This is a genomic window from Enterobacter sp. QK-SA4 (assembly GCF_056856775.1).
In genome coordinates, this window is record NZ_JBXFXH010000007.1 from 3,201,192 (window position 1) to 3,222,600 (window position 21,409).

Consider the following 21,409-nt stretch of genomic DNA (forward strand, 5'->3'; position numbering starts at 1 on the left):
CTCACACCTCCTTCGGATTTGCCAGGTAGCCGGTAGTGTCACCTGTAGGACGGCTGTTGGCGTTAGGTTTAATCACAATGCTCGGCTTCGTGAAGTGCGCAGACGGCAGCGGTGCCACTGCGGCAAGCTGACCGTGTTTTTGACGCAGCTCTTCAACAGGACCGAAGTCCAGCGCGCGCAGCGGGCAGGACTCAACGCAAATCGGCTTTTTGCCATCCGCCACGCGGGTGTGGCAACCGTCGCATTTGGTCATATGACCTTTGGCGGCGTTGTACTGCGGCGCGCCGTACGGGCACGCCATGTGGCAGTACCGGCAGCCGATGCAGACATCTTCATCCACCACCACAAAACCGTCTTCACGCTTGTGCATCGCCCCGCTCGGGCAGACCTTGGTGCAGGCCGGATCTTCACAGTGGTTGCAGGCAATCGACAGGTAATAGGCAAAGACGTTCTGATGCCAGACGCCGTTATCTTCCTGCCAGTCGCCCCCGGCGTATTCGTAGATGCGGCGGAAGCTGACGTCCGGGGTCAGGTCTTTGTAATCTTTACAGGCCAGCTCGCAGGTTTTGCACCCGGTGCAACGGCTGGAATCGATAAAAAATCCATACTGGGTTGTCATCGGCTACTCCTTAAACCTTTTCAACCTGGACAAGGTTTGTGTGGGATGGGTTGCCCTTCGCCAGCGGCGACGGACGCTGCGTGGTCAGTACGTTAATACTGCCCGCCTGGTCGATGCGGTTGGCATCAGGGCTGTACCAGGCCCCTTCTCCCAGCGACACTACGCCTGGCATCATGCGCGGCGTCACCTTAGCTTCAATGTGCACCTCCCCGCGACCGTTGAAGATACGCACGCGATCGCCATTGCTGATGCCTCGCGCTTTGGCATCCATCGGGTTGATCCACATCTCCTGACGGCAGGCGGCCTTGAGTACGTCGACGTTACCGTAGGTGGAGTGCACGCGCGCTTTGTAGTGGAAACCGGTCAGCTGCAGCGGGAATTTCGCCGTCAGCGGATCGTTGTAGTTTTCGAAACCTGGCGTATAGATCGGCAGCGGATCGATAACGTCCCCTTCCGGCAGCTCCCAGGTCGACGCGATTTTTGCCAGCTCTTCGGAGTAGATTTCTATTTTGCCCGACGGCGTGGTCAGCGGATTTGCCTGCGGATCTTCACGGAACGCTTTGTAAGCCACGTGGTGCCCTTCCGGATCGCGCTGTTTGTACATACCCTGCTTGCGGAAAGTATCGAAATCCGGCAGGTCAGGGACCGCCTTACGGGAGAGTTCATGCAGATGGCGCATCCACCCTTCCTGTGTACGTCCCTCGGTAAACTGCTGCTCAACGCCAAGACGTTTCGCCAGCTCAGAGGTCATCTCATAAATGGTTTTGCACTCGAAGCGCGGTTTGATCGCCTGATCGGTGAAGATCACGTAGGACATGTTGCCGCAGGAGGCGTCCAGCGCGAAATCCATCTGCTCAGAGGCGGTGCAGTCCGGCAGCAGGATATCGGCATATTTCGCCGAGGAGGTCATGTGGCAGTCGATCACCACAATCATCTCGCACTTCTTATCATCCTGCAGGATTTCATGGGTGCGGTTGATTTCGGAGTGCTGGTTGATGAGACAGTTACCGGCATAGTTCCAGATCATCTTGATCGGCACGTCCAGCTTGTCCTTGCCGCGCACGCCGTCGCGCAGGGCGGTCATTTCAGGACCACGTTCGATCGCATCGGTCCACATAAACATGGAGATGCTGGTCTGAACAGGGTTATCCAGCGTCGGCATACGTTCAAACGGCACTTCATACGAGCCTTCACGCGCGCCGGTGTTACCGCCGTGAATACCGACGTTGCCGGTCAGAATGGAGAGCATGGAGATCGCACGGGTCGCGATTTCGCCGTTCGCATGGCGCTGCGGTCCCCAGCCCTGGCTAATGTAGGCCGGTTTGGCCGAGCCAATCTCACGCGCCAGCTGAACGATACGCTCGGCCGGAATACCGGTGATGGTGGACGCCCACTCGGGCGTTTTCGCCACGCCGTCGCTGCCCTGCCCGAGAATATAGGCTTTGTAATGACCGTTAGCAGGCGCGCTGGCTGGCAGGGTTTTCTCGTCATAGCCGACGCAGTATTTATCCAGGAAAGGCTGATCGACGAGGTTTTCGGTGATCATCACCCACGCCAGCGCGGAGACCAGCGCTGCATCGGTACCCGGACGGATTGGGATCCACTCGTCTTCACGTCCGGCGCCGGTATCGGTATAGCGTGGGTCGATGATGATCATGCGGGCATTGGATTTGGCGCGGGCCTGTTCAAGGTAATAGGTTACCCCGCCGCCGCTCATGCGGGTTTCGCCCGGGTTATTACCGAACAACACCACCAGCTTACTGTTTTCGATATCAGACGGGCTGTTGCCGTCCGCCCAGCCGCCGTAGGTGTAGTTGAGTCCCGCAGCAATCTGCGCCGATGAGTAGTCACCATAGTGATTGAGATAACCGCCGCAGCAGTTCATCAGGCGTGCCACCAGCGTTTTACCCGGTGGCCAGGAGCGGGTCAGCGTACCGCCGAGCGTCCCGGTGCCGTAGTTCAGGTAGATGGATTCGTTGCCGTACTCTTTGATAAGGCGCTGCATATTGGTGGCGATAATGTCGTAGGCTTCATCCCAGCTAATCCGCTCGAACTTCCCTTCCCCACGCTTACCGACGCGCTTCATCGGATATTTCAGGCGGTCCGGATTATACACGCGACGACGCATGGAGCGGCCGCGCAAGCAGGCGCGAACCTGATGTAACCCTTCATAGTTATCGTCCCCGGTATTGTCGGTTTCAACATATTTAATTTCGCCATCCACCACGTGCATACGCAGCGGACAACGGCTACCGCAGTTAACGGTACAGGCACTCCACACCACTTTTTCCGGAGCTGAAGCTGGGGATAATGCATCCGCCGCTGAAGCCAGTCGGGTAAAAGGGAGCGTGAAAGCGCTGCTGGCTACGGCCAGGCCGCCTATTGCCGTGGTTTTCATCAACCCACGGCGAGTGACCTCGGCAGCCATTAATGCTTCAGGCGCGTTGATTTTCATAGAGACTCACTTTGGTTGCTCACAAAGAAAAGAGTGGCGGCGCAAACCGCTATGTAGTTTTATATACAACGAATTTTTACATAATCAGCTTTTTATGCTGACTTTCATTCGGAGGAGTATTACTACTTTAGAGGGAGGGGGTATTGCGTCGTGTCAATTCAGCGGCATAAAAAAAGCGCCTTAAGGCGCTTTTTTGTTGTGAGGCAAAGAATTAGCCGATGTACTGCTGGCCTTTCATGTATGGACGCAGCACTTCAGGGATCTCAATACGACCGTCTGCCTGCTGATAGTTTTCCAGCACGGCAACCAGCGTACGGCCCACAGCCAGACCAGAACCGTTCAGGGTATGCACCAGACGGGTTTTCTTGTCAGATTTGCTGCGGCAGCGTGCCTGCATACGACGCGCCTGGAAATCCCAGACGTTAGAGCAGGAGGAGATTTCACGGTAGGTGTTCTGCGCAGGCACCCACACTTCCAGATCGAAGGTTTTGCAGGCGCCAAAGCCCATATCACCGGTGCACAGGGCCATACGACGGTACGGCAGACCCAGCAGCTCCAGCACTTTCTCAGCGTGGCCGGTCATCTCTTCCAGCGCGTCCATGGACTCTTCAGGACGGACAATCTGCACCATCTCAACTTTGTCGAACTGGTGCATACGGATCAGACCGCGCGTGTCGCGACCGTAAGAACCTGCTTCAGAACGGAAGCACGGAGAGTGCGCCGTCAGCTTAATTGGCAGGTCGTCTTCATCGATAATCTCATCACGCACGAGGTTAGTCAGCGGCACTTCAGCGGTTGGGATCAGCGCGTAGTTGCTGCTGTCTGCTTCCTCGTCCAGCGGACGGGTATGGAACAGATCGCCTGCAAATTTCGGCAGCTGACCCGTACCGTACAGCGTATCGTGGTTGACCAGATACGGCACGTAGGTTTCGCTGTAGCCATGCTGCTCGGTGTGCAGATCCAGCATGAACTGCGCCAGCGCGCGGTGCAGATGGGCAATCTGGCCTTTCATCACCACAAAACGGGAGCCGGTCAGCTTAACCGCTGCCGCAAAGTCCAGGCCCGCGTGCATTTCGCCCAGCGTCACGTGATCGCGCACTTCGAAGTCAAACTCACGAGGCGTACCCCAGCGTTTCACTTCAACGTTGTCGTTTTCATCTTTGCCGACAGGCACGCTGTCGTCAGGAATATTCGGGATAGCCAGGGCAATATCACGAATCTCGGCCTGAAGAACGTCCAGCTCAGCTTTTGCCTGATCCAGTTCTTCACCCAGTTTGTTCACTTCCAGGCGTAATGGCTCAATATCTTCCCCGCGCGCTTTCGCCTGGCCGATGGATTTCGATCGAGAGTTACGCTCTGCCTGCAGATTTTCAGTTTGTACCTGCAGAACTTTACGACGCTCTTCGAGAGCGCGCAGCTTATCTACATCCAGCTTAAAGCCCCGGCGTGCCAGTTTTTCAGCGACTGCGTCTGGCTCATTACGCAGCAGATTGGGATCGAGCATGCTTATCCTGTGCTTATCGAATTAAAATAGGAAAATGTGACCACAGCCTGCGGCCACAAGGATACATTGCCAACATTACCGCAACGATTGAACTAACGGTAGCGTTTTATAGGGCTATTTTGATCCTGTCCGGCGAGCCAGGTGAGCTTTTCACCAATCTTGCCTTCAAGACCTCTGTTTGTGGGGTGATAATAGCGCGTTTGTGCCATCTCCTGCGGGAAATATTCCTCCCCGGCAGCGTAGGCATTGGGTTCATCATGAGCGTAACGATACTCCTGCCCATATCCCATCTCTTTCATCAGTTTGGTCGGCGCGTTACGCAGGTGAACCGGCACATCGTAGTCCGGACGTTCACGCGCATCGGACATCGCCGCTTTAAACGCGGTATAAACCGCATTACTTTTCGGCGCACAGGCCAGATAGACAATTGCCTGCGCAATGGCTCGTTCGCCTTCCGCGGGCCCAACGCGGGTGAAGCAGTCCCAGGCCGACAGTGCAACCTGCATGGCGCGAGGATCGGCATTGCCGACATCTTCTGACGCAATCGCCAGACAGCGACGGGCGACATATAACGGATCGCCGCCCGCAGTGATAATGCGCGCGTACCAGTAAAGCGCCGCATCCGGCGCGCTGCCGCGCACGGACTTATGCAGCGCCGAGATCAGGTCGTAAAAACGGTCGCCTTTGTTATCGAAACGCGCGCTGCGCTCCCCCGCAATTTCGGTGAGCAGTTCCGGTTTCAGCACCCGCTTCCCGGCATCGTCGATTTCGGCCATATCGACCATCATTTCCAGCGTATTCAGCGCACGACGCGCATCGCCGTTGGCCAGCTCGGCAATTGCACGACGCGTGTCGTCAGGCAGAACGATATCCTGTCCGCCGTAGCCGCGCGCTTTGTCGTCCATCGCCTGGGTGAGAACCTTTTCGATATCATCGGTGGTGAGCGATTTGAGCAGGTAAACGCGCGCGCGGGAAAGTAGCGCCGAGTTCAGTTCAAACGACGGGTTTTCGGTGGTCGCACCGATGAAGAAGATCGTGCCGTCTTCAATATGCGGCAGGAAGGCATCCTGCTGGCTCTTGTTGAAGCGGTGGACTTCGTCCACGAAGAGGATGGTACGCCGCCCGGCATTGCGGTTCTGCCGCGCACGCTCGATCGCCTCACGGATCTCTTTCACGCCGGAGGTAACCGCCGAGATACGTTCGACGTCCGCGTTGGCATAGCGGGCGATCACTTCTGCAAGCGTAGTCTTGCCGGTGCCAGGGGGTCCCCAGAGGATCATGGAGTGAAGATGCCCGGCCTTAATGGCGCGCGGCAATGGCTTACCGGCAGCCAGCAGATGCTGTTGGCCGATGTACTGCGCTAAATTTTCTGGCCGCATACGGGCGGCCAGAGGTTGAAACGCGTTATCTGAAAAATCGAGCGACAGATTGCCCACTCATGCCTCTTACTTATTGCGTTGGTCGTCCACCGTTACGCCCTGCGGCGGGATAAAGGTGAATTTCGATGCATCAACGGCGCCGTTCTGCTGAGACTTGAGCTGGTAGCTGCTGCGCTGATCGTCCTGCTCAACCGCGCCGAACTGATTAATCGTACCGTTGGTGCTTACGTTAATGGTGAACTGCTTCAGGTTGCCGTTGCTGCCTTTCGGCGTCAGGACAAACTCGTCACCCGTCTGTTTAATATTGTACTGCTGCCAGTCGCTGGACTGGTTACGAGCAATCAGCATAAACGGCGTATTGCTGGTGGCATCTTTCAGCCAGGTCGCCGTTGCCTGCTCAACGAACGGGTTGAAGAACCATAAGGTTTTGCCGTCAGACACGAGGATACTCTCATCCGGCTGGGTCATGTGCCAGTTGAACAGATTTGGGCGTTTTACCCACAAATCTCCCTGGCCTTCCTGCACCGCGTTGCCGCTGCCGTCCGTCACTTTTTGCGTGAAGCTGGCGTGGAAGCTGCTTACTTTATCCAGTCGGCTTTTAAGGTCGCTGGCTGCATCAGCCCAGACGCTGCTGGCGCCAAAACTGGTGAGTAATGCACAGGCGATGGCGATTTTTTTCATTGTTATTCCTTAAAATACGTCTTCCCGATATGGGGTTTCCGCTTTCTATTCTGGACCTGCCCGAAGGCAGGCGACAGAAGAAAATGCTTAATTTTGGCTGATTTACCCTTCTTTGCAATCGCTGAAGGTTAATCAAACGGCGGAGGCGCCAGCACCTCGCGGTTACCGTTATGCCCCTGCTCGCTCACAATGCCCTGCGCTTCCATCTGCTCAATGATGCGCGCCGCGCGGTTATAGCCGATGCGGAACTGACGCTGCACGCCTGAGATTGACGCTTTGCGTTTTTCGGTAACGAAGTTAACCGCCTGATCGAATAACGGATCCAGCTCTTCGCCGCCGTCGAAGCCACCGCCGCCGCCTTCGCTTTCCGTGTCGCTGGTAATACCGTCAACGTATTGCGGATGACCGCGCGCTTTCCAGTCCTGCACGACGGCGTGAACTTCCTCATCGCGTACAAACGCACCGTGGACGCGCACCGGAGAGGTGGAGTTCGGGCCTGAATAGAGCATGTCACCCATACCCAGCAGCGACTCTGCGCCGCCCTGGTCAAGAATGGTACGGGAGTCAATTTTACTGGATACGGTAAAGGCGATACGCGTCGGAATGTTCGCTTTGATAAGACCGGTGATAACGTCCACGGAAGGACGCTGGGTCGCCAGCACAAGGTGAATACCGGCCGCACGCGCTTTCTGCGCCAGACGGGCAATCAACTCTTCTACTTTCTTACCGACGGTCATCATAAGGTCAGCGAATTCATCAACCAGCACGACGATATAAGGCAGCTTTTCCAGCACCGGATGCTGAGCATCCATGCTGTCACCCGGCTTCCAGTAAGGATCCGGGATCGGACGCCCCATGCGCACAGCCTGGGCAATTTTCTCGTTATAACCGGCCAGGTTACGCACGCCCAGCGCAGACATCAGCTTGTAGCGGCGTTCCATCTCGTTGACGCTCCAGCGCAGGGCGTTGGCGGCATCTTTCATGTCGGTGACCACTTCGGTCAGCAGATGTGGGATGCCTTCGTAGACCGACAGTTCGAGCATTTTCGGGTCGATCATGATAAAACGCACATCTTCCGGTTGCGCTTTATAGAGCATGCTGAGGATCATGGCGTTCACACCGACTGACTTACCGGAACCGGTGGTACCCGCAACCAGCAGGTGAGGCATTTTGGCGAGATCGGCCACGACCGGATCGCCAGCGATATCTTTACCCAACACCACGGTCAGCGGGGACGGGTTATCGCGGAATTTGGTGTTATCCAGCACTTCACGCAGGTAGACGGTCTGACGTTTCTTGTTCGGCAGCTCAAGCCCAACGTACGGCTTGCCAGGGATAACTTCCACCACACGCACCGCCACGGTCGACAGAGAACGCGCCAGGTCGCGGGACAGGTTGGAAATACGCGCAGCTTTAACGCCGGGCGCCAGGTTCAGTTCAAAACGGGTGATCACAGGACCCGGCGAGTAGTTCACCACGTCCGCCTTGATACGGAAGTCAGCCAGACGTGCTTCCACCAGACGCGCCATCTGCTCAAGCGCGAAGGTATCGACCGGCTCAACTTCTGACGGCGGCGGCGTTAACAGATCCAGAGACGGCAGCGGCGTGCTTGGACGCTGCAGCGGACGGCTGTCACCGTTACGCATCAGCAGCGGGTGAATCAGACTTTCCTGCGGCTGAGGCGCAGGCTGCTGGAACTGCGGTGGCTGCTGCGATTGCTGCGGTTGCTGAACAGGTTGATGCTGCTGCGCATACGGTTGCTGAACAGGCTGGTGCGGCTGCGCGTAGGCCTGTGGTGCTGGCTGCTGGCGCACAGGCTCCGCTTCCGGCATCACGCTCGGGGTAAATAACGGCTCGCTCGGGCCATCATCCACCAGATCCTTCATCGGCGAGAATTCAAAATCCGACAGCGAGAACGGATTTGCACCAGCCGGTTGCTCACCGGAATAGCGCTGCTGCTGGGTGGCGGCAAACTGGCGCGCTAATTCTGCTTCAGCCGCGTCCTCTTCGTCTTCCAGCATAGGTTCATCGTGCTGGTATTCATCACCGTAGCGCTGATTCTGCTGCGCGGCGAACTGACGGGCCAGCTCGTCCTGCTGCATTTCATCGGCGTCGTCTTCGTATTCAGGCTCGCGCGCTTTCTCTTCGGCCATACGCTGGGAAGGCAGCTTGATGCCATAAGAGGCAAGCTCACGGCGGGTGGGTACACGAACGCGGTTAGGGCGAGGCAGTTGCGGACCAATCCCCTCCTTCACCTGAGGACGTGGCGTGCCCCCTGTCGCCAGGCTAAAGACAGGTGCAGCTACGGCAGCGGCCGCGGTAGCCTGCTTCACGCTTTCCGCTACGGGTGCGACTGCAGGCGTCGGGTCGATCGGTGGAACGGAAACAGAAGGCGCTTTCGTCACCGACTCCTGCACCGGTTCAGGCACAGGCTGGTACCAGGCCGCCAGCTGCTCGCGTTCACGCGCACGACGCTCTTCAACTTCTTCAAAATAGTACATCGGTGGACGAGAGGGTTTTACCTCTTCAACGATTTCAGCTTCAGGCTGCGGCTCTACATAAGGCTGCACAGGTTCAACCGGCTCAGGCACATACTCCTGATAAGGTTGGGCCACAGGCTGTTCATAGTGCGGGTAATCTTGCGGTTCATACGCAGGCTGCGGCGGCTGATAAGGCTGCTGCCACTGCTCCTGCTGCACAGGAATGTAGCTTTCAGGTTCAGGCGCGATAACCGGCTCCGGCGTGTGAACGCCTGGCGCAGTCTGCCAGTCAACCTGAGGCTGCTGAATAACGGATTCCGGCGGCGAAACCGGCGCGGATGGCATCACGGCGTCGACAGGCGCGGCATACGCCTGCGCAGCGGTCGTCGCGGCTGCGGCGGCCGCAACCGGCTCGGTAACCGAATGGCCATTTAACAGCGGATCGTATTCGTCGAAGTCACCCGGAGTGGCCCGGCTGCCGGAGAAGAGCACATCGTCAGGATCGACGGCGACACCTGCAGCGCGATACGCCACCTGCTCGTCTTCATCCATGCGCTTACCGGAGAAGAGCGCCGCATCGGTTTTACGACCCAGCGGGTTGGCAAATTTCTCAGCAACACGCTGACGACGGGCCAGCGCGCCGCGCAGAATACGCGCACGACGAGACTCGCGACGCTGCACAGGCGCGTCATCTTCCTCTTCATCTTCGTATTCGTCTTCATCAACCCACGTATCGTCACGACGGGTACGGTTGCTGGCGAAGGTCAGAATGGTGAGGATAAAACTGCCGATCTTCTCGGCAATGCTCACCCAGGACCAGCCGGTAAACAGCGTCAGCCCGGCCGCCCAGATACACAGCAGCGCCAGCGTGCCGCCGCTGCTGTGCAGCATCGGCTGCAGCGCAGAACTGAGTAAACTGCCGATCACCCCGCCAGAGGCGAAGTACCAGATATCATCCGCATTGATTGCCGCCAGCCCGCACGAGGTGAGGATCAGCGCCAGCGCGCCAATCAGGCGCAGCGACACGGCAAAATAGTCGATGTAATCATCGTTCTGACGATGACGCCACGCAAACCAGCATCCGCCAATGATAATAACGGGAAGGGTGTAGGCCATCACACCGAAAATGAAAAACAGCGTGTCCGCAAGCCAGGCACCGGGGACACCGCCTAAATTATGGATAGGCTCATGCCATGCAGTTTGTGACCAGCTGGGATCTGAGGGGTTGAAACTGAGTAAGGCTGCCATCAGCCAGACGGCAAAAAGGGCAATAACAATCAGCAAAGCCTCGAGGAGACGACGTCCGCTGCTTAGCTTCGATAGTGTGACTTCTTTGTCTTCAGTGTATTCCTGGCTCAAAAAAGGCTCTCCAGGTATCAGGCATATCCTGCCTTTTTGCTAAAACGGACAACAGCGCCGGGACTCCCCGGCACTGTTGCTGTATGGATTAACAGGAGTGTAATCAAACTACGCTGATTTTGCACCTGTTCCGTGTTAGCGCGTCTTAATAACCAGACGATTGCTCTGTTTGACCTCTTCCATCACCACATACGTACGGGTGTCGTTCACGCCTGGCAGACGCAGCAGGGTTTCCCCCAGCAGCTTACGGTAGGCGGACATATCAGGTACACGGGTTTTCAACAGGTAGTCGAAATCACCGGATACCAGATGACACTCTTGAATTTCTTCAAGTTTTTGTACAGCGGCGTTAAATTGCTCAAACACATCCGGCGCACCACGATTCAGAGTAATCTCAACAAATACCAGAAGTGAGGCATCCAGATAATGCGGGTTCAGCAGAGCAGTATAGCCCTGAATGAAACCCTGTCTTTCCAGCCGGCGCACACGCTCAAGGCACGGCGTCGGGGAAAGTCCCACACGTTTTGAAAGCTCGACGTTGGAAATACGCCCATCCTTTTGCAATTCATTAAGAATGTTACGATCGATACGGTCGAGATCTTTGCCAGGGCGCTTCTTGCTATCTACCATTATTATTGTCTCTCTGTATTCCTTCCCTACTCCTGCCTGGACCCTGTGCACATCACTGTTCAGAGCCTGTACCCGTTAGTCATCACATCGCCTGGTTTTGTATTAGACGCGATGCGGATTCGGGTTCTGTTGGTAAGAAGACCGTTGCCCGAAGGCAGTCACCGACATCACGTATGGCGTCTGTCCACGCCATGCGTAGATTTCACTGACCCGGTAAAAATGGCATTTACGTGCATGCCTATGCGGCATACGGTTAACGCGGTTTTTTTTCTTCCTTGAATGTTTTCGCAAAAGCGCAGGGGATTGTCAAAGCAAAACATCGTTTTTTAGTACAACATGCCAGATATTCATTACGGCAGGGTATTAATCCTCATTTTATTGCCTTACAAACGACCGGTTTTCAGGCGAAGGCGTGATGTTATAGCGCGCTACTCATCGTCCGTGGCTATTACACAGATTGATATCAAAATTGCTGCGCTCTTTTTTTACGACAACAAATTCCCTACAATCCAGCCAAATGTCTGCCAACAACAATGGGGATCTCATGGGCACGGCCAAACACAGTAAGCTGCTAATCCTTGGTTCTGGACCTGCGGGATATACCGCAGCGGTCTATGCTGCACGCGCTAACCTGCACCCGGTACTCATCACCGGAATGGAAAAAGGCGGTCAGCTGACCACCACCACCGAAGTGGAAAACTGGCCAGGGGACCCGAACGACCTGACCGGGCCGCTGCTGATGGAACGTATGCACGAGCATGCCGCTAAATTCGAAACTGAAATTCTGTTCGACCACATCAATAAGGTCGATCTGCAGAACCGTCCGTTCCGCCTGACGGGCGACAGCGGCGAATACACCTGTGACGCTCTGATCGTTGCCACCGGCGCCTCTGCCCGTTACCTCGGTCTGCCATCCGAAGAAGCGTTCAAAGGTCGCGGCGTCTCTGCCTGCGCAACCTGTGACGGTTTCTTCTACCGCAATCAGAAAGTCGCGGTCATCGGCGGCGGCAACACCGCAGTAGAAGAAGCGCTCTACCTGGCGAACATTGCCTCTGAAGTGCACCTGATCCACCGTCGCGAAACCTTCCGCGCGGAGAAGATCCTGATCAAACGCCTGATGGATAAAGTGGCCAGCGGCAACATCGTGCTGCATACCAACCGTACCCTGGAAGAGGTGACGGGCGACCAGATGGGCGTTGCCGGTCTGCGTATCCGTGATACCCAGAACACTGACAACGTCGAAACGCTTGAAGTGGCGGGTCTGTTTGTGGCGATCGGTCACAGCCCGAACACCGCGATCTTCGACGGTCAGCTGGAGCTGGAAAATGGCTACATCAAAGTGCAGTCCGGCATTCACGGTAACGCGACCCAGACCAGCATCCCGGGCGTGTTCGCGGCTGGCGACGTGATGGACCATATTTATCGTCAGGCGATTACCTCTGCTGGCACCGGCTGTATGGCCGCGCTGGACGCTGAGCGCTACCTCGATGGACTGGCTGAACAAGGTAAATAATCTTTACAAGTCAGTAACAAACGTAAATAAAGGCGGCGATAAGTCGCCTTTATTGTCTCCCCGTTGTAACATTGCGCTGCCCAATTTCTAATAACGTCACCTGCAAAGTACGCAATGGAAAAAAACCGTCAACAAGAGTTAACACGCTGGCTGAAACAGCAAAGCGTTATTTCCCGCCGCTGGCTTACGATTTCCCGTCTCCTGGGGTTCGTTAGCGGTCTGTTGATTGTTGCCCAGGCATGGCTGCTGGCCCGCATTCTTAATCACATGATCATGGAGAACATCCCGCGCGAAGCGCTGTTGCTGCCTTTTATTGTCCTGATCCTGATTTTTATCCTGCGCGCCTGGGTGGTGTGGCTGCGTGAGCGCGTCGGTTTTCACGCCGGACAGCACATCCGCTACGAGATCCGCCGTCAGGTGCTCGATCGTCTTCAGGAAGCGGGGCCCGCGTGGATCCAGGGTAAACCGGCCGGTAGCTGGGCGACGCTGATCCTTGAGCAGATTGACGATATGCACGACTACTATGCGCGCTATCTGCCGCAAATGGCCCTTGCCGTCTTCGTTCCGCTGCTGATTGTGATCGCCATCTTCCCGGTGAACTGGATGGCTGCGCTGATTCTGATGGGCACCGCCCCGCTGATCCCGCTGTTTATGGCGCTGGTCGGCATGGGGGCAGCGGATGCCAACCGCCGTAACTTCCTGGCACTGGGTCGCCTGAGCGGTCATTTCCTCGATCGTCTGCGCGGCATGGAGACGTTACGCATTTTTGGCCGCGGTGAAGCGGAAACCGAAAATATTCGCCGGGCATCGCAGGACTTTCGTCAGCGCACCATGGAAGTGTTACGCCTTGCCTTCTTATCCTCCGGCGTACTGGAATTCTTTACCTCGCTGTCGATTGCCCTCGTGGCGGTCTACTTTGGCTTCTCCTACCTTGGCGCGCTGGATTTCGGCCATTACGGCACGGCGGTGACCCTTTCTGCCGGTTTCCTGGCGCTGATCCTGGCCCCGGAATTTTTCCAGCCGCTCCGCGATCTGGGGACCTTCTATCACGCCAAAGCGCAGGCGGTTGGAGCAGCCGATAGCCTGAAAACGTTCCTGGAAACGCCGCTGGCACACCCGGAGCGCGGTGACGTGACGCTGAATGCTAAAGACCCCGTGACCATTGAAGCGCAGGACTTTTCTATTCTGTCACCGGAAGGCAAAGTGCTCGCGGGTCCGCTGAACTTTACCTTACCTGCCGGACAACGGGTGGTGCTCGTCGGCACCAGCGGTTCCGGTAAAAGTTCTCTGCTGAATGCGCTATCCGGCTTTATGGCCTACACGGGTTCACTGCGGATCAACAAAACCGAACTGCGCAACCTCGATCCAGACGCCTGGCGTAAACAGCTCAGCTGGGTAGGACAAAACCCGCAGCTTCCAGCCTCTACGCTGCGTGAAAACGTTCTGCTGGCGCGCCCGGACGCGCGTGAAGATGAACTGCAATCGGTGCTCGATCGCGCCTGGGTCAGCGAGTTTCTGCCGCTGCTTCCGCAGGGGGTAGATACCGTTGTCGGCGATCAGTCCGCCGGGCTGTCGGTCGGACAGGCGCAGCGCGTAGCCGTTGCCCGCGCGCTGCTTAATCCATGCCAGCTGATGCTGCTGGATGAGCCCGCCGCCAGCCTGGACGCCCACAGCGAACAGCGCGTAATGGAGGCCCTGAACGCCGCCTCCCGGCAGCAAACCACCCTGATGGTCACCCATCAGCTGGAGGGGATTGCCGACTGGGACCAGATCTGGGTCATGGAGAACGGCCGTATTGTTGAGCAAGGCGATTACGCCTCTCTCGTTGCCGCGCAGGGACCGTTTGCCGCCCTGCTGGCGAACCGTCAGGAGGACATCTGATGCGTGCTCTGCTGCCTTATCTTGCGCTCTATAAACGCCACAAATGGATGCTGACGCTGGGGATTGTGCTGGCGATTGTCACACTGCTCGCCAGCATTGGCCTGCTCACGCTTTCCGGCTGGTTCCTGTCGGCCTCGGCCGTCGCGGGCTTCGCCGGTTTATACAGCTTCAACTATATGCTCCCGGCTGCCGGCGTTCGCGGTACCGCCATCACCCGTACAGCCGGACGCTATTTCGAACGGCTGGTCAGCCACGACGCCACTTTCCGCGTGCTGCAGCACCTGCGCATCTACACCTTCAGCAAACTGCTGCCCCTCTCCCCTGCCGGGCTGGCGCGTTTTCGTCAGGGTGAGCTACTTAACCGTGTCGTTGCGGATGTCGACACGCTGGATCACCTTTACCTGCGCGTGATTTCCCCGATCGTTGGCGCGTTTGTGGTGATTGTGGTGGTCACGCTGGGGCTGTCTGTTCTGGATGTTTCCGTTGCGCTGACGCTGGGCGGGATCATGCTGCTGACGCTCATCATACTGCCGCCGCTGTTTTACCGCGCCGGGAAATCTACCGGGGAAAACCTGACGCGCCTGCGCGGGGACTACCGCCAGCAGCTCACCTCCTGGCTTCAGGGGCAGGCAGAGCTGACGATTTTTGGCGCCAGCAAGCGCTATCGCGCCCGGATGGAAAGTACGGAGCTTAACTGGCATGAGGCCCAGCGCCGCCAGTCGGAGCTGACGGCCTTCTCTCAGGCCCTGATGATGTTAATCGGCGGCGTGGCGGTGATTGCCATGCTGTGGCTGGCTTCCGGCGATGTCGGGGGGAATTCACAGCCGGGTCCTCTTATTGCCCTTTTCGTCTTCTGCGCGCTGGCGGCGTTTGAGGCGCTAGCCCCGGTAACGGGCGCCTTCCAGCATCTGGGCCAGGTGATCGCCTCTGCCCTGCGCATCACGCAGATTGCCGAGCAGGAGCCTGAAGTCACGTTCAGTGCCGGGCAGACCGCGGTACCAGAGCAGGTTGCGCTGACGCTTGAAGATGTCACCTTCGCCTATGACAAACAGGCGCAGAACGCGCTGGACGGTATCAACCTTTCTGTTAACGCAGGTCAGCGGATGGCGATCCTCGGCCGTACCGGCTGCGGTAAATCGACGCTGCTGCAGTTGCTGACCCGCGCCTGGGATCCGCAGCGCGGCCATATTCGTTTTAATAACACGTTGCTGAACGATTTCAGCGAGCAGGCCCTGCGCAAGACGGTGAGCGTCGTTCCGCAGCGCGTGCATCTGTTTAGCGCCACCCTGCGCGATAACCTGCTGCTGGCCGCGCCAGAGGCCTCTGATGATGCGCTTCGCGCCGTGCTGGAGCAGGTCGGGCTGCAAAAACTGCTTGAGGACGACGGGCTGAACAGCTGGCTGGGCGAAGGCGGCCGTCAGCTCTCGGGCGGTGAACTGCGCCGTCTGGCTATTGCGCGCGCGCTGCTGCACGATGCGCCGCTGATGCTGCTCGACGAACCCACCGAAGGGCTGGATGCCACAACCGAAAGCCAAATCCTTGATTTACTGGCGAATGCCATGACAGGCAAAACCGTGCTGATGGTCACACACCGCCTGCGCGGACTGGCGAGTTTTGATCGGATAATTGTGATGGACAACGGACACATTATTGAGCAAGGTAGTCACGCAGAGCTGTTGGCGAAACAGGGTCGCTACTACCAGTTTAAACAGCGTCTGTAGACTATATTTGTAGCGTCCTCACTCGCGTACTGGAGTTTTGCTGTCATGCGCCTGGTCCAGCTTTCTCGTCATAACATCGCGTTCCCTTCTCCGGAAGGGGCGCTGCGTGAGCCCAACGGGCTGCTGGCCCTTGGAGGTGACCTCAGCCCCGCTCGGCTATTAATGGCGTACCAGCGCGGTATATTCCCCTGGTTTTCCCCCGGCGATCCGATTTTATGGTGGTCCCCCGATCCGCGTGCCGTGCTGTGGCCAGCGCAGTTTCACGCGAGCCGCAGCATGAAGCGTTTCCATGCGAAATCACCCTACCGCGTCACCCTCAATCACGCCTTTGGTCAGGTCATTGAAGGCTGTGCCGAAGACCGCTATGAAGGGACATGGATAACCCGCGATATCATTACCGCCTACCTCCAGCTCCATGAGCTTGGCTACGCCCACTCCATCGAGGTGTGGGAAGGCGGAGCACTCGTCGGCGGCATGTACGGCGTGGCGCAGGGGACGCTGTTTTGCGGCGAGTCGATGTTCTCTCGTGCGGTTAACGCCTCGAAAACCGCGCTGCTGGTCTTCTGCGAGGCGTTTGCCCAGCGCGGCGGACGCCTGATCGATTGTCAGGTGCTCAACGAGCACACGGCCTCCCTGGGGGCTGTTGAAATCCCGCGACGCCAGTATATCGAGCATCTGGATGCCAGCCGTCAGGAGAAGCTACCGCGCGACTTCTGGATACCGAGAACGCTCTTTATGCCCAATGCATAAATGTTTTCCGCATATTTTTTGTGAGGGTGTTATAATTATGCCGCAGAGTAGCTTCTGCCTGTTGCCCCGCCGCCGTTTGGGACCCTCGCTTCAGATAACGTCCTGACGTTTATCCTGTTGTCTCCCCTTTACGAATGCGCTTCCTGTTCGGTTGTACCGTGACGCTTGGGCAATGCGCCGAAACTGTTTTGCTGCGTTTTAATCGCGCAATTCTTTACTTAATTGATGAATTTCGGCATTATCTTGCCGGTTCAAAACTTGGTAGTGATACCCCAGAGGATTAGATGGCCAAAGAAGACAATATTGAAATGCAGGGTACCGTACTTGATACGTTGCCTAATACCATGTTTCGCGTAGAGCTGGAAAACGGTCACGTGGTAACTGCGCACATCTCCGGTAAAATGCGCAAAAACTACATCCGCATTTTGACGGGCGACAAAGTGACTGTTGAACTGACCCCGTACGACCTGAGCAAAGGCCGCATTGTCTTCCGTAGTCGCTAATTGTTTTCGCCTGTAATGGCAGATGAATATTTAAAAGGTCGGGATAATCCCGGCCTTTTTTATTTATGGCTTTAGTGTTGCTGCGTCGGAAGATGTATTGTCATCCACGGTTGTACAGGAGCGATTAAATTCCCCGCCATAGAATGAGCCATGTCATGGAGTAATCCCGTGAGGTGCGGCAACATATCGCGGTCAAAATGCGACACCAGCAGCACATGATTTAACGCCCGGCAGTAGTCGCATTTGGTTTCTGTATCTTCCAGCAACCACTCTTTTTGTCGCGGTTGTTCCGCTTCGTCCTCAAATTCCACCACCCGAAAATCACGCATTGATTCTTTGAGGCTGGATTTCACTTCTTCTAGCCAGGCTCCTAGACAGCGGCAAACTGGCTGCGTTTGAGGGAGTGATTTACAGTCGAGGAGAATTTCGGTGAGCAGTTTGCAGCGCTCGGCCAGGGTTGGGAGATCGGGGTTGAGGGAGAGTTCGGTGTAAAGTTGGGCGAAATTATTAATATCAGTCATATGTGATCCTTTATGCACGTAAGATTGTTTGTGCACACTTTCAGGACGCCAATCCCGGCACCTGATTTTGCAGGTGCGCCGCCATTTTATTACTGTGGATTTATCCAGCAACTGACTTCGAAAGAAACTGGAAAGCGCCTCGCAAAATTCCTCTGCGGCCTGATGCCCTTACCCCGGCCCTCTCCCACGGGGAAAGGGAGAAAAGCAGGCATAAAAAAACCGGGCAAATGCCCGGTTTTTAACATTAACGTTCAACTCACTCAGTGAGCCGCTTCCGGCTTGTGCTTCGCCGCGCTCTGGAAATCGTACGTCAGTTCGTTCTTCGCCTGATCCAGCGCCACGGTCACCTGACCGCCGTCCACCAGCGAGCCAAACAGCAGCTCGTTCGCCAGCGGTTTCTTTAGGTTGTCCTGAATCACGCGCGCCATCGGACGGGCACCCATCGCTCGGTCGTAGCCTTTCTCGGCCAGCCAGTTGCGGGCCTCCTGGCTCACTTCCAGCGACACGCCTTTCTGATCCAGCTGAACCTGCAGTTCGACGATGAACTTGTCCACAACCTGATGGATCACCTCGGTAGACAGGTGATCGAACCAGATAATGTTGTCCAGACGGTTACGGAACTCCGGTGTAAAGATCTTCTTGATCTCCTCCATCGCATCGGTGCTGTTATCCTGGTGGATCAGGCCGATGGATTTACGCTCGGTTTCACGCACGCCGGCGTTGGTGGTCATCACCAGCACCACGTTGCGGAAGTCCGCCTTGCGCCCGTTGTTGTCGGTCAGCGTCCCGTTGTCCATCACCTGCAGCAGGATGTTGAACACGTCCGGGTGCGCTTTCTCGATTTCATCGAGCAGCAGTACCGCGTGCGGATGCTTGATCACCGCGTCGGTGAGCAGGCCGCCCTGGTCAAAGCCCACGTAGCCCGGAGGCGCACCAATCAAACGGCTGACGGTGTGACGCTCCATATACTCGGACATATCAAAGCGCAGCAGCTCAATGCCCAGCGCTTTGGAGAGCTGAACCGTCACCTCGGTTTTCCCCACGCCGGTTGGGCCAGCGAACAGGAAGGAACCGACAGGCTTGTGGTCATGCCCCAGCCCGGCGCGGGCCATCTTGATCGCTTCGGTTAAGGCCTCAATGGCTTTATCCTGACCAAAGACCAGCATTTTCAGGCGATTGCCGAGGGTGCGCAGCGTGTCGCGGTCGCTCTGAGAAACGCTCTTCTCAGGGATACGCGCGATGCGGGCCACCACGGACTCGATATCCGCCACGTTAACGGTTTTCTTACGCTTGCTGGCCGGCATCAGGCGCGCACGCGCCCCTGCCTCATCAATCACGTCAATCGCCTTGTCCGGCAGATGACGGTCGTTGATGTATTTCACCGCCAGCTCCACCGCCGCACGGACCGCTTTCGCGGTGTAACGCACGTCGTGGTGCGCTTCGTACTTCGGCTTCAGGCCGTTGATGATCTGCACCGTTTCCTCGACGGACGGTTCGGTCACGTCGATTTTCTGGAAGCGGCGCGCCAGCGCACGGTCTTTCTCAAAGATGTTGCTGAACTCCTGGTAGGTCGTGGAGCCAATCACGCGGATCTTGCCGCTGGAGAGCAGCGGTTTGATCAGGTTCGCGGCATCCACCTGGCCACCGGAGGCCGCACCTGCGCCGATGATGGTGTGGATCTCATCGATAAACAGGATGCTGTTGGTGTCCTGCTCCAGCTGTTTTAACAGCGCCTTGAAGCGTTTTTCAAAATCACCGCGGTATTTAGTGCCCGCCAGCAGCGAGCCGATATCCAGCGAGTAGATGGTGCAGTCGGCAATCACTTCCGGCACGTCACCCTGGACAATGCGCCAGGCAAGCCCTTCGGCAATCGCGGTTTTACCCACGCCTGACTCACCCACCAGCAGCGGGTTGTTCTTGCGGCGACGGCACAGCACCTGGATCGCGCGCTCCAGCTCTTTATCGCGACCAATCAGCGGGTCGATACCGCCAACGCGAGCAAGCTGGTTAAGATTGGTGGTGAAGTTTTCCATACGATCCTCCCCGCCTGCTTGCTCTTCATTGTTATTGACCTGATTGCTGGAATCCGATGCCTGGTTAGGCTCGTCTTTGCGCGTTCCGTGAGAAATAAAGTTAACCACGTCGAGGCGGCTGACTTCGTGTTTGCGCAGCAGGTAGGCAGCCTGTGACTCCTGCTCGCTGAAGATGGCGACTAAGACGTTTGCGCCAGTCACTTCGCTACGCCCGGAAGACTGGACGTGGAATACCGCGCGCTGCAGCACGCGCTGGAAGCTGAGCGTCGGCTGCGTGTCGCGCTCTTCTTCACTGGCTGGCAGCACCGGTGTGGTTTGTTCGATGAAGGCTTCGAGTTCCTGACGTAGCGCCACCAGATCCACGGAGCAGGCTTCCAGCGCTTCGCGGGCAGATGGGTTGCTAAGCAGTGCGAGCAGTAAATGCTCGACGGTCATAAACTCATGTCGGTGCTCACGCGCTCTGGCGAAAGCCATATTTAAACTGAGTTCCAGTTCTTGATTGAGCATAGGCACCTCCCCCAATTTTATGCCTTATCAGGCCTTTTCCAGCGTACACAGCAACGGATGCTCGTTCTCCCTCGCATAGTCGTTCACCATCGCCACTTTGGTTTCCGCCACTTCGGCTGTAAAGATGCCGCAGATAGCTTTGCCACGATAATGAACGGTAAGCATCAGTTGCGTTGCACGTTCTACATCATAAGAAAAGAACTTTTGTAGCACGTCAATAACAAATTCCATCGGCGTGTAATCATCGTTCATTAACATAACTTTATACATAGATGGCGGTTTTAGCGCGTCGCGCACTTTGTCTTCCGCCAGCTGGTCGAAATCCAGCCAATCGTTGGTCTTACCCATTATGCATAACCACTTTGAATCTACCTCAGATGTTAGATAACAATCATCTATTACTGTCATCCGCGATGTCTGTCACAAACTGTTGCAATAGCGTTAACTGCTTCAAACTTTGGTTGATTATTGTCCCATCTCCAGCGCCAAACGCTTGACGACTTCTTTCGTTTCTCTAAATTGTACAAGCGTGAGATGGCGAGGTTTTGAACAGCCCCCACTCCACCACCGGTTCATTCCATCTTAACTTATAAGATTTACGAAGGATGTCGAAGCATGGAAATGGGTACTGTTAAGTGGTTCAACAACGCCAAAGGGTTTGGCTTCATCTGCCCCGAAGGCGGCGGCGAGGATATCTTCGCTCACTATTCCACCATTCAGATGGATGGTTACAGAACGCTCAAAGCCGGGCAGTCCGTCCGGTTCGATGTACATCAGGGACCAAAAGGCAATCATGCAAGCCTAATCGTACCCGTTGAAGCAGAGACGGTTGCATAGCTCTCTGTTTTATTGTGTACATCCCGCAGTCAAAAT

Annotated in this window: 16 protein-coding genes; 6 read left to right on the forward strand and 10 right to left on the reverse strand. The window is 56.5% G+C overall.

The window, feature by feature from the left end; genetic code table 11:
* Window position 1: 1 nt before the first annotated feature.
* The 7 genes from AC1VYI_RS17125 to lrp all read right to left on the reverse strand — a co-directional run bounded on the left by AC1VYI_RS17125 (window position 2) and on the right by lrp (window position 11,107).
* The gene (locus AC1VYI_RS17125; protein ID WP_023310987.1) at window positions 2-619 is read right to left on the reverse strand and encodes a DMSO/selenate family reductase complex B subunit; all 618 of its coding nucleotides are present in this window, start codon (window positions 617-619) and stop codon (window positions 2-4) included.
* Window positions 620-629: 10 nt separating this feature from the next.
* The gene (gene dmsA, locus AC1VYI_RS17130; protein WP_134866590.1) at window positions 630-3,074 is read right to left on the reverse strand and encodes a dimethylsulfoxide reductase subunit A; all 2,445 of its coding nucleotides are present in this window, start codon (window positions 3,072-3,074) and stop codon (window positions 630-632) included.
* Between the two features lie 211 nt (window positions 3,075-3,285).
* A complete protein-coding gene (gene serS, locus AC1VYI_RS17135) occupies window positions 3,286-4,578 on the reverse strand; it encodes a serine--tRNA ligase (RefSeq protein ID WP_008499983.1) in 1,293 nt (430 codons plus the stop codon).
* Window positions 4,579-4,670: 92 nt separating this feature from the next.
* Window positions 4,671-6,014, reverse strand: coding sequence for a replication-associated recombination protein RarA (gene rarA, locus AC1VYI_RS17140; protein ID WP_134866591.1), 1,344 nt, complete (start codon window positions 6,012-6,014; stop codon window positions 4,671-4,673).
* A 9-nt stretch (window positions 6,015-6,023) separates the two neighbouring features.
* Window positions 6,024-6,638 carry an outer membrane lipoprotein periplasmic chaperone LolA gene (gene lolA, locus AC1VYI_RS17145; RefSeq protein WP_134866592.1) on the reverse strand — a complete coding sequence of 205 codons (615 nt, stop codon included), beginning with the start codon at window positions 6,636-6,638 and terminating at the stop codon, window positions 6,024-6,026.
* A gap of 128 nt (window positions 6,639-6,766) precedes the next feature.
* Complete coding sequence (gene ftsK, locus AC1VYI_RS17150) at window positions 6,767-10,477, reverse strand: DNA translocase FtsK (protein ID WP_134866593.1); 3,711 nt, start codon at window positions 10,475-10,477, stop codon at window positions 6,767-6,769.
* A gap of 135 nt (window positions 10,478-10,612) precedes the next feature.
* The gene (lrp, locus tag AC1VYI_RS17155) at window positions 10,613-11,107 is read right to left on the reverse strand and encodes a leucine-responsive transcriptional regulator Lrp (RefSeq protein ID WP_000228469.1); all 495 of its coding nucleotides are present in this window, start codon (window positions 11,105-11,107) and stop codon (window positions 10,613-10,615) included.
* 544 nt (window positions 11,108-11,651) lie between these two features.
* On the opposite strand from lrp, the gene trxB reads away from it, so the two are divergent.
* From trxB to infA, 5 genes are all read left to right on the forward strand, one after another.
* The gene (trxB, locus tag AC1VYI_RS17160; protein WP_023616696.1) at window positions 11,652-12,620 is read left to right on the forward strand and encodes a thioredoxin-disulfide reductase; all 969 of its coding nucleotides are present in this window, start codon (window positions 11,652-11,654) and stop codon (window positions 12,618-12,620) included.
* A gap of 114 nt (window positions 12,621-12,734) precedes the next feature.
* Window positions 12,735-14,501, forward strand: a complete 1,767-nt coding sequence (gene cydD / locus AC1VYI_RS17165) for a heme ABC transporter permease/ATP-binding protein CydD (RefSeq protein WP_063930847.1) — start codon at window positions 12,735-12,737, stop codon at window positions 14,499-14,501.
* Window positions 14,501-16,222 carry a heme ABC transporter ATP-binding protein/permease CydC gene (cydC, locus tag AC1VYI_RS17170; protein WP_047742315.1) on the forward strand — a complete coding sequence of 574 codons (1,722 nt, stop codon included), beginning with the start codon at window positions 14,501-14,503 and terminating at the stop codon, window positions 16,220-16,222. The genes cydD and cydC overlap by 1 nt, the downstream gene beginning before the upstream one ends.
* A 45-nt stretch (window positions 16,223-16,267) precedes the next feature.
* Complete coding sequence (gene aat, locus AC1VYI_RS17175; protein ID WP_126302804.1) at window positions 16,268-16,972, forward strand: leucyl/phenylalanyl-tRNA--protein transferase; 705 nt, start codon at window positions 16,268-16,270, stop codon at window positions 16,970-16,972.
* A gap of 284 nt (window positions 16,973-17,256) precedes the next feature.
* Window positions 17,257-17,475: a translation initiation factor IF-1 gene (gene infA, locus AC1VYI_RS17180; protein ID WP_002211347.1), complete on the forward strand. Its 219-nt coding sequence runs from the start codon at window positions 17,257-17,259 to the stop codon at window positions 17,473-17,475.
* Window positions 17,476-17,546: 71 nt separating this feature from the next.
* On the opposite strand, the gene AC1VYI_RS17185 is transcribed toward infA, so the two are convergent.
* The 3 genes from AC1VYI_RS17185 to clpS all read right to left on the reverse strand — a co-directional run bounded on the left by AC1VYI_RS17185 (window position 17,547) and on the right by clpS (window position 20,884).
* Window positions 17,547-17,996 (reverse strand): hypothetical protein, encoded by a 450-nt coding sequence (locus AC1VYI_RS17185; protein ID WP_134866595.1) that lies wholly within the window; start codon window positions 17,994-17,996, stop codon window positions 17,547-17,549.
* A 260-nt stretch (window positions 17,997-18,256) separates the two neighbouring features.
* Window positions 18,257-20,536 (reverse strand): ATP-dependent Clp protease ATP-binding subunit ClpA, encoded by a 2,280-nt coding sequence (clpA, locus tag AC1VYI_RS17190; protein WP_008499992.1) that lies wholly within the window; start codon window positions 20,534-20,536, stop codon window positions 18,257-18,259.
* A 27-nt stretch (window positions 20,537-20,563) separates the two neighbouring features.
* Window positions 20,564-20,884 (reverse strand): ATP-dependent Clp protease adapter ClpS, encoded by a 321-nt coding sequence (clpS, locus tag AC1VYI_RS17195; RefSeq protein ID WP_006174393.1) that lies wholly within the window; start codon window positions 20,882-20,884, stop codon window positions 20,564-20,566.
* A gap of 267 nt (window positions 20,885-21,151) precedes the next feature.
* Between clpS and cspD the strand changes: the two genes are divergently transcribed.
* Complete coding sequence (gene cspD / locus AC1VYI_RS17200) at window positions 21,152-21,373, forward strand: cold shock-like protein CspD (RefSeq protein WP_006809408.1); 222 nt, start codon at window positions 21,152-21,154, stop codon at window positions 21,371-21,373.
* The last annotated feature ends 36 nt before the right edge of the window (window positions 21,374-21,409 follow it).

Bases quoted from the DNA above. Each gene is read 5' to 3' on its own strand.
- AC1VYI_RS17185 (WP_134866595.1), bottom strand. From the start codon at position 17,996: ATGACTGATATTAATAATTTCGCCCAACTTTACACCGAACTCTCCCTC.
- infA (WP_002211347.1), top strand. From the start codon at position 17,257: ATGGCCAAAGAAGACAATATTGAAATGCAGGGTACCGTACTTGATACG.
- clpA (WP_008499992.1), bottom strand. From the start codon at position 20,536: ATGCTCAATCAAGAACTGGAACTCAGTTTAAATATGGCTTTCGCCAGA.
- clpS (WP_006174393.1), bottom strand. From the start codon at position 20,884: ATGGGTAAGACCAACGATTGGCTGGATTTCGACCAGCTGGCGGAAGAC.
- cydC (WP_047742315.1), top strand. From the start codon at position 14,501: ATGCGTGCTCTGCTGCCTTATCTTGCGCTCTATAAACGCCACAAATGG.
- serS (WP_008499983.1), bottom strand. From the start codon at position 4,578: ATGCTCGATCCCAATCTGCTGCGTAATGAGCCAGACGCAGTCGCTGAA.
- cydD (WP_063930847.1), top strand. From the start codon at position 12,735: ATGGAAAAAAACCGTCAACAAGAGTTAACACGCTGGCTGAAACAGCAA.
- lolA (WP_134866592.1), bottom strand. From the start codon at position 6,638: ATGAAAAAAATCGCCATCGCCTGTGCATTACTCACCAGTTTTGGCGCC.
- cspD (WP_006809408.1), top strand. From the start codon at position 21,152: ATGGAAATGGGTACTGTTAAGTGGTTCAACAACGCCAAAGGGTTTGGC.
- dmsA (WP_134866590.1), bottom strand. From the start codon at position 3,074: ATGAAAATCAACGCGCCTGAAGCATTAATGGCTGCCGAGGTCACTCGC.
- trxB (WP_023616696.1), top strand. From the start codon at position 11,652: ATGGGCACGGCCAAACACAGTAAGCTGCTAATCCTTGGTTCTGGACCT.
- lrp (WP_000228469.1), bottom strand. From the start codon at position 11,107: ATGGTAGATAGCAAGAAGCGCCCTGGCAAAGATCTCGACCGTATCGAT.
- aat (WP_126302804.1), top strand. From the start codon at position 16,268: ATGCGCCTGGTCCAGCTTTCTCGTCATAACATCGCGTTCCCTTCTCCG.
- AC1VYI_RS17125 (WP_023310987.1), bottom strand. From the start codon at position 619: ATGACAACCCAGTATGGATTTTTTATCGATTCCAGCCGTTGCACCGGG.